Genomic DNA, 13,107 nt, shown 5'->3' with positions numbered 1-13,107 from the left:
TCCTCTGGGCCCTGGCGCTGGCTGGCCGGCCTCGATGTTCTTTTGGCTCAGGTCCCGGTCGCGCGGGAGAGACGCGCGCCGGTCGCCGCGTCGAAGAGATGGCAGATGCTCGCGGGAATGGCGGCGTGCACGCGCTCGCCGATCGCAGCCCGATAGGCCTTGTCCGACTTGATGGAAATCAGCTGCGAGCCGATGCGGAAACTCGCCATCGTCGCCTCGCCCAGAAGCTCCATCGAATAGACGTCGGCCCCGAGTTCGCCGGCTTCGCTGGTCATGCTCGCATCCTCGGCGCGGAAGCCCAGGGTGATCGGGCCCTTCACATCCGTCTGCAGACCGGACACCGTGATGCCCTCGGCGCGGAACACGCCGCCGTCTATCGTTCCGTCCACCAGGTTCATCGCCGGCGATCCGATGAACGACGCCACGAAGGCGTTGGCCGGATTGTCGTAGATCTCCGTCGGCGTTCCGACCTGCTGGATCTTGCCCTTGTTCATCACCACGACCCGGTCCGCCAGGGTCATCGCCTCGATCTGGTCATGGGTCACATAGATGGTGGTGACCTTCAGTTCATGCTGCAGATGCTTGATCTGGGCGCGCGTGGACACGCGCAGCTTGGCGTCCAGATTGGACAGCGGTTCATCCATGAGAAACACGTTCGGCTCGCGCACAATCGCCCGGCCGAGAGCGACGCGCTGGCGTTGCCCGCCGGACAGCGCCGCGGGGCGCCGATCGAGAAATTCGGTGAGTTCGACCATGCGCGCGGCGCGCATCACCATGTCGTGGTGCAGAGCCTTGTCGACCTTGCGGACCCGCAGCGGAAAGCGGATATTCTCGTAGACGCTCATATTCGGATAGAGGCCATAGCTCTGGAACACCATCGAGATGTCGCGGTCTTTCGGCTCCAGCTTGTTCACGAGCCGGTCGCCGAGCCAGATCTCGCCGTCGGTGATATCCTCCAGCCCGGCGATCATGCGCATGGTGGTGGTCTTGCCGCAGCCCGAAGGGCCCAACAGCACCAGAAACTCGTTGTCCGGAATCGTCAGGTTGAAATTGTCGACGCCGGTGAAATTGTGCCAGCGCTTGTAGACGTTCTTCAGTCGAATTTCGGCCATATGAGTTATCCCTTGACTGCGCCGGCGGTGAGACCGCTGACGATCTGACGCTGGAAGAACATGACCAGCAGGAAAAGAGGGGCTGTCGCAGACACGACGGCCGCCACGGCGAACATGACATTTCCCTCCTGCTGCACTGTGCCGAGGAAGCTGCCGATCTTCGGCACCATGGTCTGGTTGTTCTGAGACAACAGCATGGCGGTGACGGCGAAGTCGTTATAGGCGAGCAGGAAGGAGAACAGGCCCGTCGTGATGACGCCCGGCCACATGACCGGAATGACCACGAGGCGGAAGGCCTGGAAACGCGAACATCCGTCCACCAGCGCGCTCTCGTCCAGATCCTTGGGGATCGACAGGAAGAAGGAGTGCAGCATCCACAGCGTGAACGGCTGGTTGATCGCCACGAGCACGATGATGGAGGTCGGCAGATAGCCCCAGATGTTGAGCTGGAAGAACGGCAGGAGATAGCCGGACACCAGAGTGATATGCGGCATGGCGCGGAACACCAGCGCGGCCATCAGGATCCAGAACGTGTAGCGACGGCCGGAACGGGCGAGCGCATAGCCGCCCAGCGTGCCGAAGGTCAGCGATATCGTCACCACGCAGAGGGTGACGATGCCGGTGTTGATGACCGAACTGAGAAAATCGCGGGTGATCCAGGCGCCGTAATAGCCGGCGCCGGTGAAGGCGGATCCGGTCTGGGCGATCGTGCGCACGCCGGTCACCGCGTTCCACCAGGTCTCGCGCGAGAAGAAGTCCTGCTCGACCTTGAACGATCCCCACACCGTCCAGACGAATGGAAACGCGGCGAGAATCACCCAGATGAGGATGAAGACGACGGACAGCGTCTTGAGGGGCAGCGGTTGGCGATTGGCGGTGGACATGCGCGCCCTCCCCTCAGCGACGGTTGAATTCGCGCCATGTGCGGATCAGCACCGGCGACAGAAGAATGATGACGCCGAGGATCGTCAGCATGGATGTGGCCGCGGCCGATCCGTAGAGCTGGTCCACCTGGCTGTTCAGGTCGTTGTAGATCGCCCAGGACAGCGACGTCGCGCTGGCGTTGGCGCTGAAGCCGACGATCGGCTCGAAGACGCGGAAATTGTCCATCAGCTGCACCAGCGCCACGAAGGTCGCGAGCGGCATGAGATGCGGCACGATGACGAAGCGGATGCGGTCCCAGCGGCTCGCGCCGTCGATCATCGCCGATTCCAGCGTGTCGGCCGGAACGGTCTGCAGACCGGCGTAGAAGACCACGAAGGAGAAGGGCGCATTGTGCCAGACGCCATAGGCGAGCAATGTCAGCCAGGTCAGCCCGAGCGAGGATTTCAGCGACAGCGTGGGATCGTTGAACAGCGCCTGCAGCGATGCGCCGACGATGCCTTGCGACGACACCATCCAGTACACCACCAGCGCCCCCACCAGCGGCGTCACGATCATCGGCAGCAGCGAGAAGAAGATCACCGGCCCCTTCAAGAGAGGCGACAGCGTGTTGACGCCGAGCGCGATGCCGAAACCGAGCGCCATGGCGAGCGGGGTGACGATGAACGTATAGGCCAGCGTAAACGAAAGCGCCTTGTAGAACGGCAGATTGTAGAACTGCCAGACGATGTCGGAAAGGCTGCCGGCGCTGCTCAGGATCGCTTTCACCTCGTCGACCGCCAGATGATTGCGATCGAGATAGGTGCCGAAGCCGTTAAACTTGCCCAGCGGCTCGTCGCGACGCAATTGCGCCGTCGCTTCGGCGTCCACCCGCGTCTGCATCTTGCAGCCGCCGAAGGGCGAACATGCCTCCGTCTGCACAATGACCTTGTCGTGCTGGACGTAAAAAGACTGAATGGCGACCGACACGATCGGCAGCGCGATGAAGATGATCATCGCCGCCAGGGACGGAAAGACGAAAGCGAAGAATGCCCTGTGAGGCATGAGCCCTCCTGGCAGCGTGATGCCGCGTCGCCGCGCCGAGCGGCGGCTGCGTTTTTCCCGATGGCGGCGGATCGATGGGCGAACCGCCGCCGTTTGTCGCGTTCATGCCTCAGCCGAGGCACACCGCATGGCGACGGCGAAAGCCGCCATCGCCATGCGACGGGTGCGGCGGCTTATTTCAGGTAGCCGCCTTCGCGCGCAGCCGCGGTATAGGCCGCCTCCGTGTCGCGCAGGGCGTCTTCGGCGCTTTCGCGACCCGTCATGAAATCGGCGAGCTCCGCGCCCAGGGCCGTATGCAGCAGGCCGATGAAGGGCAGCATCGGATACGGCGCCGCACCGTTGTTGGCGGTCTCGAGCACCCCGACGGCGGCGGCGCTCGGCTTGAAGTCGCGGGTCAGCCAGGTGGCGACGTTCGGGTTCTTGTCGGCCACTTCGGGACTGATCGCCTTCACCATAGCCTGGAAGGACGCTTCCGCATCCTCGTCGGAAATGTTCTTGGCGATCGAGAAGCCGTCCCACCACAGAGCCGCGGCGGGCGTCGAGCCGCCGCCGACCGTCGGCGCGGACGCCAGAACAGTGTTGTTGGCGACTTCAGCGGGCGCGCGGGCCGGATCGATGATGCTGCCGGCGAGCGAGCCCCATTCATTCATGATCGCGGTCTTGCCGGCCACATAATTCTTGGCGAGATCGTCAGCGGAATAGGTCATGTAATCGGGACCCATATACGCGGTCAGGTCCTTCATCATCTTCAGGGTCGCGAGGCCCTTTTCATTGTTGATGGCGACCTCCGCCGTGCCCGGCTTGAAGAATTCGCCGCCGTAGCCGAGATACATGTTGACGAATTCGGCCGCGAGATCCCAGCCGGCCTTGTCGGAGGCGGCCAGCGGATACTCCATCAGCCCCTTGTCCTTGATCGCCTTGGCGGCGGCCAGAACGTCCTCATAGGTCTTCGGAGCGGCGACGCCGGCCTTTTCGAGAATGTCCTTGCGGAAGAACATGTGCTGGCCATTGCCGACGAAGGCGATCGCCATCGTCTTGCCGTCGATCTTGATCAACTGGTTCGGGGCGAGATCCTTGCCGTATTTCGCGACCAGATCGTCGAGCGGACGGATCAGGCCTTCGTTGAGCAGCGGCACGATCGAATTGTTGGCGACCACGGCGACCGTGTACTGGGCCGGGTTGACCTTCAGCGCCGGAACCTGGAGATTCTTGTGCTCCGAGGTCTGGTTCTTGGTGACGGTCACCGACGAGCTCGCGCATTTGGAGGCCTCGCTGGCCACCAGGCGCAGCACCTCGAAATCGTTCGACAGGATGCGAATGGAGCCCTTCTCGATGCCACAGTCGGCACGGGCGGGCGTTGAAGTCATCACGCCTGCAGCAAGCAGAAGCGCGGTCGTGGCAAGCAATCCGATTGTCTTCATGTTCCCTTCTCTCTTTCTTCGTGCAGGCTCCCAGCCGCAACGGATGATCGCCTCTTCGGGGCGATTGGCGATTATCTTATGTCAATATGCATACGTATGCAATATCCCGTTCGAAGTTTTCGCGGTCCGTCGGGAGCTTTGTCCCGGCCAGCGTTGAGACACCCCCGCAAAGACCGTATGGAGCCGGCTTATGCATCGCGCGTTCGTGGGTCCGTACGTGGTACGGCCGAGCCGCCGCCTGTCGCCAGGTCAGCGAAAGTCGCGCAGATGCGCCACGAGCGCTCGCAGTTTCGGCGCCATGTTGCGGCGGCTGGGATAATAGAGATAGAAGCCCGGAAAGCGCGGACAGAAATCTTCCAGCACGGGCATGAGCTCGCCGCGGGCGATCGCGGGCCGGAAACTGTCCTCCATGCCGAAACTGATCCCGGCGCCGGCCACCGCGAGTTTGATCATCAGGCCCATGTCGGTGGTCGTGATCGTATCCGCCACCGCCACGGAAAACTCCCGGCCGCTTTCCGCGAATTCCCATCGATAGGGCGCGACCGCCGCCGCGCGTCGCCACCCGATGCAACGGCGCCGTGCGAGCTCGCTCGGATGAAGCGGCTCTCCGTGCCGCGCCAGATAGGCGGGCGACGCAACCGCCAGCTGACGCTGTTCGCCCGAGACCGGCACGGCGATCATGTCCTGGGCGATCACCTCCCCCAGCCGCACGCCGGCGTCATATCCTTCGGCGACGATATCGAATTCCTCGTCGGTGACGGTGACATGCAATGTCACCTCCGGATATCGATCGAGAAAGGAGGAGAGCAGCTCGCCCGACAGAAAGCTCTCGGCGATCGACGACACGGCGAGCGTCAGCCGACCCCGCGGCGGGCCGCGCAGATTGGTCGCCGCCTCCAGAGCCGCCCGCATGCCGAGCAATGCCGGCGCCGCCTCGCCATAGAGCAGTTCGCCCGCCTCCGTCAGCCCGACGCTTCGGGTCGTGCGATTGACGAGGGCGATGCCGAGCGTCTCCTCCAGCTTGCGGATCGTCTGGCTTACGGCCGACCGCGTGACGCCCATGCGATCGGCGGCGGCGCGAAAGCTCTTCTCTTCCGCAACGAGAGCAAAGACGGCGAGCGCGTTGAAATCCGGCGGCATTGGTTAGCCCTTCTAACCTTTGAGTGCAGTTCTTGGCGGCTTATCGCGACAATGTCCGGAGGCTATCTTCCATGCAACCGCGAAAGCGAAGAAAGAAGGAGAAAATCATGGACAAGGTTGTTCTGATCACCGGCGCATCCAGCGGCATCGGTGTGGGCATCGCTCATGAACTGGCGCGCGCCGGCGCGATGGTGGCGCTCGGAGCGCGTCGCACCGATCGTCTCGAAAGCGTCGCCGAGGATATCCGTTCGGCCGGAGGCCGGGCATTGACTTGCAGGGTCGACGTCACGGACCGCGCCGATGTCGCCGCCTTCGCCGAGACGGCCCGCCGGGAATTTGGCCGGATCGACGTGCTGGTCAACAATGCCGGCGTCATGCCGCTGTCGCTGATGGCGTCGCTGAAGGTCGACGAATGGGACAGGATGGTGGACGTCAACATCAAGGGCGTGCTCTACGGCATCGCCGCCGTGCTGCCGCACATGACCGAGCGCGGCTCCGGCCATATCGTCAACATAGCCTCCATCGGCGCTCTGGCGGTGTCGCCGACCGCCGCCGTCTATTGCGCGACCAAATTTGCGGTGCGGGCGATATCCGACGGCCTGCGCCAGGAAAACGACCGGCTGCGCGTCACCTGCATCCATCCGGGCGTGGTCGAGAGCGAGCTCGCCGACACCATTACCGATCCGGTCGCGGCCGAAGCCATGAAATCCTATCGCGCCGTGGCGCTGACCCCGGACGCCATCGGTCGCGCTGTGCGCTACGCCGTCGAGCAGCCGGATGATGTCGACGTCAACGAAATCGTCGTCCGCCCGACGCGCACGACGTCTTGACCGGTCTGCGGCATCCCCGCAGCGCCTCAGCCCGAGGACCAAACCCCATGCCCGACATCATCACCACCACTGCAACCCTCATCATAGTCGCCGCCGTTCCATACGGCGCGGCGACCCCCATCGCCATGGCGGAGAACACCATGCCAAAACAGTCGAATACCCAGGCCCTGCCGCAAAACCATCCCTATCTCGGCATGTGGATCACCGGCGACGGCCAGATCCGCCAGGAACTCCTGCCGACGGGCCGCTATGACGAAGCCCGCGGCAAACGCCAGAGCGCCTATCAGGGTCGCTACGTCGTCACCGGCAATCACATCGACTATTGGGACGACACAGGCTTCACCGCGGACGGCGTCTTCGTCGATCAGGACACGCTTCATCACGGCGGAATGATCTTCCACCGCCGGAAGCCCTGATCGGAGCAGACGCAGATGCTTGGCTGAACGTTGCCGAACGGACATTGCAACGGACAGCCGAGCGATCTCGCCGATCGGCCGGCGCTTCCAAGAACTGGCCTCGTGTCGATGATGTTGCAAATTCGTCGAGCCTGCCCCGAGCCTGCGGCAGCGCGTCGGGCCAGCCGGCCATCGGCATCGATCACGGCGGCGCCGTGAGCCGCGTTCGGCCGGCGGCGACCTCGCCCCGGGCCGTTCTGTCGGCGACACGGGCGGGTCTGATCGGGATCGAGGATCGCAACCGTCATCGGGACCGAGCGGAGCGGCACGGCTCGCGCACCGCCCTGCGATAGTCGGTCGGGCTCAGGCAGTGGTGTTTCATGAACACCCGGGCGAGCGCCTGGTTCGACGAATATCCGACCTCGTGGGCGATCTCGGTGACCGGAAGGTCCGTGTGCTCCAGCAGTTCGCAGGCTTTTTCCAGTCTCAGTCGCGTCAGATACAGTCTCGGCGGCGCGCCGAAACTCTGCTTGAACATGCGCGCGAAATGAAACGGTGAGAGCCGCGCCTCCTTGGCCAGTTCATCGAGGCTGATATCGTGCGAAAGCTGGGCGCGCATCAGTTCCACGCACCGGCGCTGCGCCCATGGAGCGAGACCACCCTTGGCGCTCGCCAACGGCGCCCCGCCCAACCGGCAGAGCTCGGCGAGAATTTCCAGCCCCGCCGCCCGCGCCATCAGCCGCGAGGGCGGCCCTTCGTCGTCGCAGAGAGCCCACAGCGTCCTAAGCGCCGACCGGATGGTGGGGGAATCGAACACCCTGCCGTAGATGAACGAATTGTCGATCGAGAACCGCCCGTCCGTGGCGTCGTCGAGGACGACCTGCCACTGCGCCAAAGGAAAGGCCAGGCTCCGGAGCCGATGGCTCTCCTCATTGACCACGCTGGTCGAGAAATTCGGCGCGGCGACAGCGAGGGCGCCTTTTTCGGTCGCAATGTCGAAATAGCCTCCGCCCAGATCTCCCCTGACGCGTCTGCAGCCGCGCATGTCCTCCACCAGGACGATATCCGGCAGCGCGGGGCGCGACATGTCACCGGCGGGCCGCTGGATTTCGAGAAGGTCGAGTATCGCGCCGGGCGATTTCATCGTCCGCATATAGGACGCGTGCTCGCCGATGCTGTGCCACTCGGCGAATGAAGACGGGGCATGAACGGTCATGGTCGTCCCTCCTGAGCCGAACGCGCCCGATGAAAGTTCGAAGGCCGGGTCGGATCGCCCAGCGCCCGACCACAGTCGACCGGGCTCAAGGCTTGACGCTTCCGAAAGACCGGATGGAGAACCAGGTTCGACGAACGCCACGCCTCCGGCGCGATCCGCGCGACCATAGCCGGAGCGGTGAAGACGTTGCCCGTTTCGCGTCTCATATCAGTCCATCCGCCGCCCGTGTCTCTGCTCACGCGGCGGCCGCCATGCAGGTCTTCATGCGGCGCGAGATCGGCGACCGCAGGATCGCACAGGTCTGCGGCCGGCTGAGACGCTTCCGACCGGTGGATCTGGCAGCCTGAAGATTTCACGCTTTGCACATAGCGCCGCAGGTGACCATGGTTGCGCCCTCGAACAAAGGAACGATAAGCGGTTCCGGGCATGTCGGGTCTCCTATCCTTCGCGCAGATCTTCGGACCGATCCTGCGGTCCCTGTCGCGCCGCGCTGACGGCCGGCGCACTCTGCCAAACGAGACGTGTTCGGGTTCCGAGGCTTCAGACGGCTTTTCCGAGCGCGCCGTCGCTGCGCTCCACAAACGACCAAAAATCGCGATTGGTTTGCCTCGATCTCTTCTCCCAGGCGGCGCAAGACGCTACCGTTCCGTCCAGAGTGGAGGATTTTTGGATGGAACGCAAGAGTATCGACCTTACGCTGAGGCGGAAGCCGAGCGGGGCGGCGCTCATCCGGCCGGAGCTGACGACAGCTCTGTTTCGCGCCTTGTTCGAGGAATGGGCGATGACGGGCTTTGCCGCCGTCAGCCTGGAGCGGGTGGCGGGGAGAGCCGGCGCAGGAAAGGCTGCGATCTACCGGCGTTGGCGTTCGAAGCTGGAATTCGCTTGCGAGGCGATCCGGAGCGTCGAGGTCATGCGGTTGGGCGCCGCCGACCGCGGTTCGCTGCAGGCCGATATCAGGGAGTATCTTCGTGCGACGCGCACGGTCCTGCGACATCCTCTGGTTCGCCGCATCATTCCCGATCTGGTCGCCGAACGGCTGCGCTCGAATGAACTGTCGGCGATGCTCGACGGCATCGCTCAGGCGCGGCGACAGTTCGGGCACAGACTGCTGGATCGCGCGATCGCGCGGAGAGAATTGCCCGCCGACCTCGACAAAGAGCTGGCGCTCGATCTCCTCTTCGCTCCGCTTTACTCACGCCTGATCGTCCTCGGGAAAAACTTCACCATGAAGGAACTCGAACGTCTGGAGTTCGCCTTGGTCGCCGCCATCAAGACCTGTTGATTGGCCAGCGACCCCGGGCGACGTGACCGAACGGCGCCTATTTTCTGCGAGCGAACGCCGGCCCGCCCGGCTTCGGCTCAGCGCCCGGGAAGGACGGCCCCGGTTCGGTCCGGACCGGATTTTGTCGATGCGAAGAGCGCGTTGAAGCGCAGCGTCCTCTTTCCGATCCGCTGTCTCCCGCGTGATCTCCGTGTCTCATCGATGCAAGGCGTCAGGTCCGCCCGCGCCGCGCGGCCCGCATCGCCTCTCCGGGATCGAACATAGGAACACGTCCTTCGGCCGCCGCGGCCGCCGTTTCGGTTTGGAGCACGTCCCAATGTTCGGCCAGTTTGCCGTCCTCGACCCGGAAGACGTCGATTGCGATCAGCGGTTCCTCGGCCCAACCGCGGATGCGGCCGTGGATCGCCACGAGGTCGTCTTCCGCGAGGATCAGGCCGGGCTCGTAATGGACATGTTCGGGCAGTTGAGCCACAATCGCCCGCAAAGCGTCCCGGCCCTGCGCAATGGCGGGATTATGCTGGATGTAATCCACGGCGTAGAGCCGCTCCACGGCCGCGGCGTCGCGGCGCTGGAACAGCGAGGTCATCGCGTCGAGAACCAGCGCCTTGTTGCGCTGCGGGAGGTTGTCGGCGGGACGTGCGGCGGGGCGGGTGATCGTCATTGCGCCGGTCATGCGCAGAAACCGACCGTCCGGCAGCGTCGCGAACGAAAAGACCAGGCTGCGATCGTAGTCCTGTATATTGGCGACCGTGGCGCCGCTCTCTTCCCGCCAACTGACCGCGAAGACACCGTTGCCGATCGGCGCGACCTCGATGTCGACGGTCTCGGTTCGGGCGAACGGTCCCTCTTTGATCTCGAACCGGAGTTGCGAGATCGACAGCAGCGTCAGGCTCACTCGAAAATTAGGATATGAGACGTCCATCTCCAATCCAGTGGGAAAACCATGATCCGTCATTTTCAGGTCCTTCTTGGCGACCGGGTCCGGCCGGCGGCGCGGCCGCCGCAAGTCGCAGGTTCAGATGTCGTCCTGGTCCAGGAAAACATGCAGCGCTCTGATGAGGCCGCCTTCGACATGCGCGACGTCGACGCCTGTCGCGGCAGCCGGACCGCCGGGCGGACCGGCCCGCCATTGCAGCCGTCCCAAGCCGTTGTGGCCGGATGCCGGCCTTATCGCCGTGAACCCGAAGTCGGCTGGCAGATGCGCCAGAAGATCGCCCACAGCGTCGCAAATGGCTTGATGTCCCCGCGCCGAGCGGTGAGGCTCATGGAGCTCGGCGTCCGCGTCATAGATCCGCCGGATCGCCGCGAGGCGCCGGCTGGCGTCACGCTCGCCGAACACCAGATCGAGATTGTCCTGCATGAGTTCGTCGATATGCAAACCGCGCCTCCCTTGCGGCCGCTCCGAGCCGCGCGATGGATGGCGCGGCGATCCCCACGGCGAGAATGCCCCGAAGTTCGCCGCGCCGTGACGACTCCGATCAGCCCGCAGAGCTCGGCGCCGGCGTGTTGAGCAATTGCTGCTCCCACAGGAAGGCGATGCCGCTGCCGGCGGCATGCTGGATCATGACCTCGTTGATCGCGCCGGCGGTCTCCGCCCGCGCCCAGTCGCGCTGCCATTCCGCCGCCAGCGCCATCCAGGTGATCATGTTCACGCCGGCCGCGATCATCCGCTTGATGGCGACGTCGTGCGCTTCCGTCGATACGCCTCCGCAGGCATCGGTGACCACCGTCACGTCCCAGCCTTCGCCTGCAGCCTGGATCGCCGGCATCGCGACGCATACTTCGGTCCAAAGGCCGGCCAGGACCAGTTGCTTGCGGCCCGTCGCCTTGACCACGTCCACCACCTTCGGGTCTTCCCATGTGTTGATGAACGTGCGGTCGATGACCTGCTGGTCGGGAAACACCTCGGTGACCTGCGGAAAGATGCGGCCGCCGCGATCCACGACCACGCTGGTCAGGATGGTGGGCACGTCGAAGACCTTCGCAGCCTTTACCAGACCGGCCGAATTGTTGACCACCATATGCGGATCGTGGCTGTTCAGATTGGCGAGCTGATAGGGCTGGTGGTCGATCATGACGAGCACCGAATCCTCAGGGCGAAGAAGGGAGCCCAGGCCGTTGCGAAAATTCATCTGACTACTCCTGAATGTCGAGAGAAATGCGAGTTGGCTGCCGTAAACTAGCCAATGCGCACGTCGCCTGCGGCGCCGGGATTGCGGCGCCGGCGCCGTTCTTGCTCCCGATTGTCGTCTCCGCCGCTTTGAGCCTTGAGTTCGAGAGGCTCTTTGGGGAGGGTGAGATCCCATTTCACCCGAAATCACGTGCGTCGGCGCGCCAATGGTGATTGGGAAAGGCGGCCTGACCCCGGCGACAGCCAGACGTCCCCGCCGCCGCAGCCCGCTCGAAATGGCGAAGGCCGACCGGGCGCGCCTCTCGGGCGAACATGCTCGCTCGGCCCCCAGAGACGGTCAAAACACGAAGGATGATGCATATGAGTTGGAATCCATCAATCGAACCGGGTTGTCCCGATGGGGTCGGGATCGACGCGATCGAAACCCTGATCGTTCCGCGATCGCGAGACCTCGGCGATTTCCAGGTTCGGCGCGCCTTGCCCGCGCCCAAGCGGCAGATGGTCGGGCCCTTCATCTTCTTCGATCAGGCCGGGCCGGCCGAGCTGCTGACCGGCCAGGGCGTCGACGTCCGGCCGCATCCGCATATCGGACTCGGCACGGTGACCTATCTCTTCCGGGGCGACTTCCACCACCGCGACAGCACCGGCGCCGATCAGATCATCCGGCCCGGCGCACTGAACTGGATGGTGGCAGGCCGGGGCGTGACGCATTCGGAGCGCACGTCGGCCACGGCGCGCACCGGCCCCAACAGCCTGTTCGGCATTCAGACCTGGCTGGCCTTGCCCGAAAGCCATGAGGACGTGGCGCCCAGTTTCGAGCATCACGGCAAGGAGACGCTGCCGGTGATCGAGGACCGGGGCGCTTCTGTCCGCATCATTCTCGGCGAGCTCTATGGCGAAGCGGCGCCCGCGGCGATGTTTTCGGAGACCTTCTACGCCGACGTGACGCTGCGGCCGGGAAGCCGGCTGCCGATGCCCGACAATCACGAGGACCGCGGCGTCTACATCGTCGAGGGCTCGATCGCGGTGGCCGGGCAGGACTTCGAGGCGTCGCAGATGATGGTGTTTCGACCGGGCGACCGCATCACGGTGGCCGCCGGGGAGCGCGGCGCGCGCCTGATGATCCTCGGCGGCGCGACGTTCAACGGGCCGCGCTACATCTGGTGGAATTTCGTCGCCTCGTCGCAGGAACGCATCGAGGTCGCCAAGGCGGAATGGCGCGCCGCAAACTGGGGCAAGGGCCGCTTCGACCTGCCTGCCGATGATCGCAGCGACTATATCCCCCTCCTAGATTGAACGACCGCAACGCTGGCGGTCGGGAAGAAACGATCTGCTTACCGGGTCGGATCGGCGGGCCCAGCGGCTGTCCAGCCCGGCGTCAAGCCGCTTTTGTCCACCGGCGGCGTCTCCGTCGATGGCGTGGCGATCAAGGCGCGAGCTGAGATGTCGGGCTTTTGCGGACCATGTTGGGCGAGCCGCGTCGTCGACAGGGCGCCCGCTCGGTTCATCAAGGGCGATAGAAGCGCACAAAGCCCCTCGGCGATTGCCTTGGGGCTTGATTGATCGTGCTTTGGTTTTGGTTGCGGGGGCAGGATTTGAACCTGCGGCCTTCAGGTTATGAGCCTGACGAGCTACCGGGCTGCTCCACCCCGCG

The 13,107-nt window shown here is 64.4% G+C and carries 14 protein-coding genes and 1 tRNA gene; 4 read left to right on the top strand and 11 right to left on the bottom strand.

Going from position 1 to position 13,107, the window contains the following annotated elements; all coding sequences use genetic code 11:
• Positions 1-47 precede the first annotated feature (47 nt).
• The 5 genes from OCK01_RS08875 to OCK01_RS08855 form a co-directional block, all read right to left on the bottom strand.
• Entirely contained in the window at positions 48-1,112 is a 1,065-nt protein-coding gene (locus OCK01_RS08875; protein ID WP_182828203.1) for an ABC transporter ATP-binding protein, read from the bottom strand.
• A gap of 5 nt (positions 1,113-1,117) precedes the next feature.
• Complete coding sequence (locus OCK01_RS08870; protein WP_182828202.1) at positions 1,118-1,996, bottom strand: carbohydrate ABC transporter permease; 879 nt, start codon at positions 1,994-1,996, stop codon at positions 1,118-1,120.
• Between the two features lie 13 nt (positions 1,997-2,009).
• On the bottom strand, positions 2,010-3,038 hold the full coding sequence (locus OCK01_RS08865) for a carbohydrate ABC transporter permease (RefSeq protein ID WP_182828201.1): 1,029 nt from the start codon (positions 3,036-3,038) through the stop codon (positions 2,010-2,012).
• Between the two features lie 173 nt (positions 3,039-3,211).
• Positions 3,212-4,459, bottom strand: coding sequence for an ABC transporter substrate-binding protein (locus OCK01_RS08860; protein WP_182828200.1), 1,248 nt, complete (start codon positions 4,457-4,459; stop codon positions 3,212-3,214).
• Between the two features lie 249 nt (positions 4,460-4,708).
• The gene (locus OCK01_RS08855; RefSeq protein ID WP_263823618.1) at positions 4,709-5,599 is read right to left on the bottom strand and encodes a LysR family transcriptional regulator; all 891 of its coding nucleotides are present in this window, start codon (positions 5,597-5,599) and stop codon (positions 4,709-4,711) included.
• Between the two features lie 107 nt (positions 5,600-5,706).
• Here OCK01_RS08855 and OCK01_RS08850 point away from each other — a divergent pair, with 107 nt between their 5' ends.
• Together OCK01_RS08850 and OCK01_RS08845 are read left to right on the top strand one after the other, a co-directional pair.
• On the top strand, positions 5,707-6,429 hold the full coding sequence (locus OCK01_RS08850; protein ID WP_263823617.1) for an SDR family oxidoreductase: 723 nt from the start codon (positions 5,707-5,709) through the stop codon (positions 6,427-6,429).
• A 47-nt stretch (positions 6,430-6,476) separates the two neighbouring features.
• Entirely contained in the window at positions 6,477-6,845 is a 369-nt protein-coding gene (locus OCK01_RS08845; protein WP_263823616.1) for an Atu4866 domain-containing protein, read from the top strand.
• Between the two features lie 283 nt (positions 6,846-7,128).
• Here the strand turns inward: OCK01_RS08845 and OCK01_RS08840 are convergent, their stop codons facing one another.
• Together OCK01_RS08840 and OCK01_RS08835 are read right to left on the bottom strand one after the other, a co-directional pair.
• A complete protein-coding gene (locus OCK01_RS08840; protein WP_263823615.1) occupies positions 7,129-8,040 on the bottom strand; it encodes an AraC family transcriptional regulator in 912 nt (303 codons plus the stop codon).
• Entirely contained in the window at positions 8,037-8,468 is a 432-nt protein-coding gene (locus tag OCK01_RS08835) for a hypothetical protein (protein ID WP_263823614.1), read from the bottom strand. The genes OCK01_RS08840 and OCK01_RS08835 overlap by 4 nt, the downstream gene beginning before the upstream one ends.
• 242 nt (positions 8,469-8,710) lie before the next feature.
• Between OCK01_RS08835 and OCK01_RS08830 the strand changes: the two genes are divergently transcribed.
• Positions 8,711-9,322, top strand: coding sequence for a TetR-like C-terminal domain-containing protein (locus OCK01_RS08830; RefSeq protein ID WP_263823613.1), 612 nt, complete (start codon positions 8,711-8,713; stop codon positions 9,320-9,322).
• Positions 9,323-9,533: 211 nt separating this feature from the next.
• On the opposite strand, the gene OCK01_RS08825 is transcribed toward OCK01_RS08830, so the two are convergent.
• From OCK01_RS08825 to OCK01_RS08815, 3 genes are all read right to left on the bottom strand, one after another.
• Positions 9,534-10,244, bottom strand: coding sequence for a MoaF-related domain-containing protein (locus tag OCK01_RS08825; protein WP_412178990.1), 711 nt, complete (start codon positions 10,242-10,244; stop codon positions 9,534-9,536).
• 93 nt (positions 10,245-10,337) lie between these two features.
• On the bottom strand, positions 10,338-10,700 hold the full coding sequence (locus OCK01_RS08820) for a nuclear transport factor 2 family protein (protein WP_263823611.1): 363 nt from the start codon (positions 10,698-10,700) through the stop codon (positions 10,338-10,340).
• 100 nt (positions 10,701-10,800) lie between these two features.
• Positions 10,801-11,454, bottom strand: a complete 654-nt coding sequence (locus OCK01_RS08815) for a hydrolase (protein WP_263823610.1) — start codon at positions 11,452-11,454, stop codon at positions 10,801-10,803.
• A 359-nt stretch (positions 11,455-11,813) separates the two neighbouring features.
• Between OCK01_RS08815 and OCK01_RS08810 the strand changes: the two genes are divergently transcribed.
• Entirely contained in the window at positions 11,814-12,749 is a 936-nt protein-coding gene (locus OCK01_RS08810) for a pirin family protein (protein ID WP_263823609.1), read from the top strand.
• A 281-nt stretch (positions 12,750-13,030) separates the two neighbouring features.
• Here OCK01_RS08810 and OCK01_RS08805 read toward each other — a convergent pair.
• Positions 13,031-13,107: transfer RNA gene (locus OCK01_RS08805), tRNA-Met, on the bottom strand.

Source organism: Rhizobium sp. TRM95796, from assembly GCF_025779995.1.
Lineage (GTDB): Bacteria > Pseudomonadota > Alphaproteobacteria > Rhizobiales > Rhizobiaceae > Rhizobium_E.
Note: the sequence above shows the minus strand (reverse complement) of the source record. Positions and strands in the feature narration are given on the sequence as shown.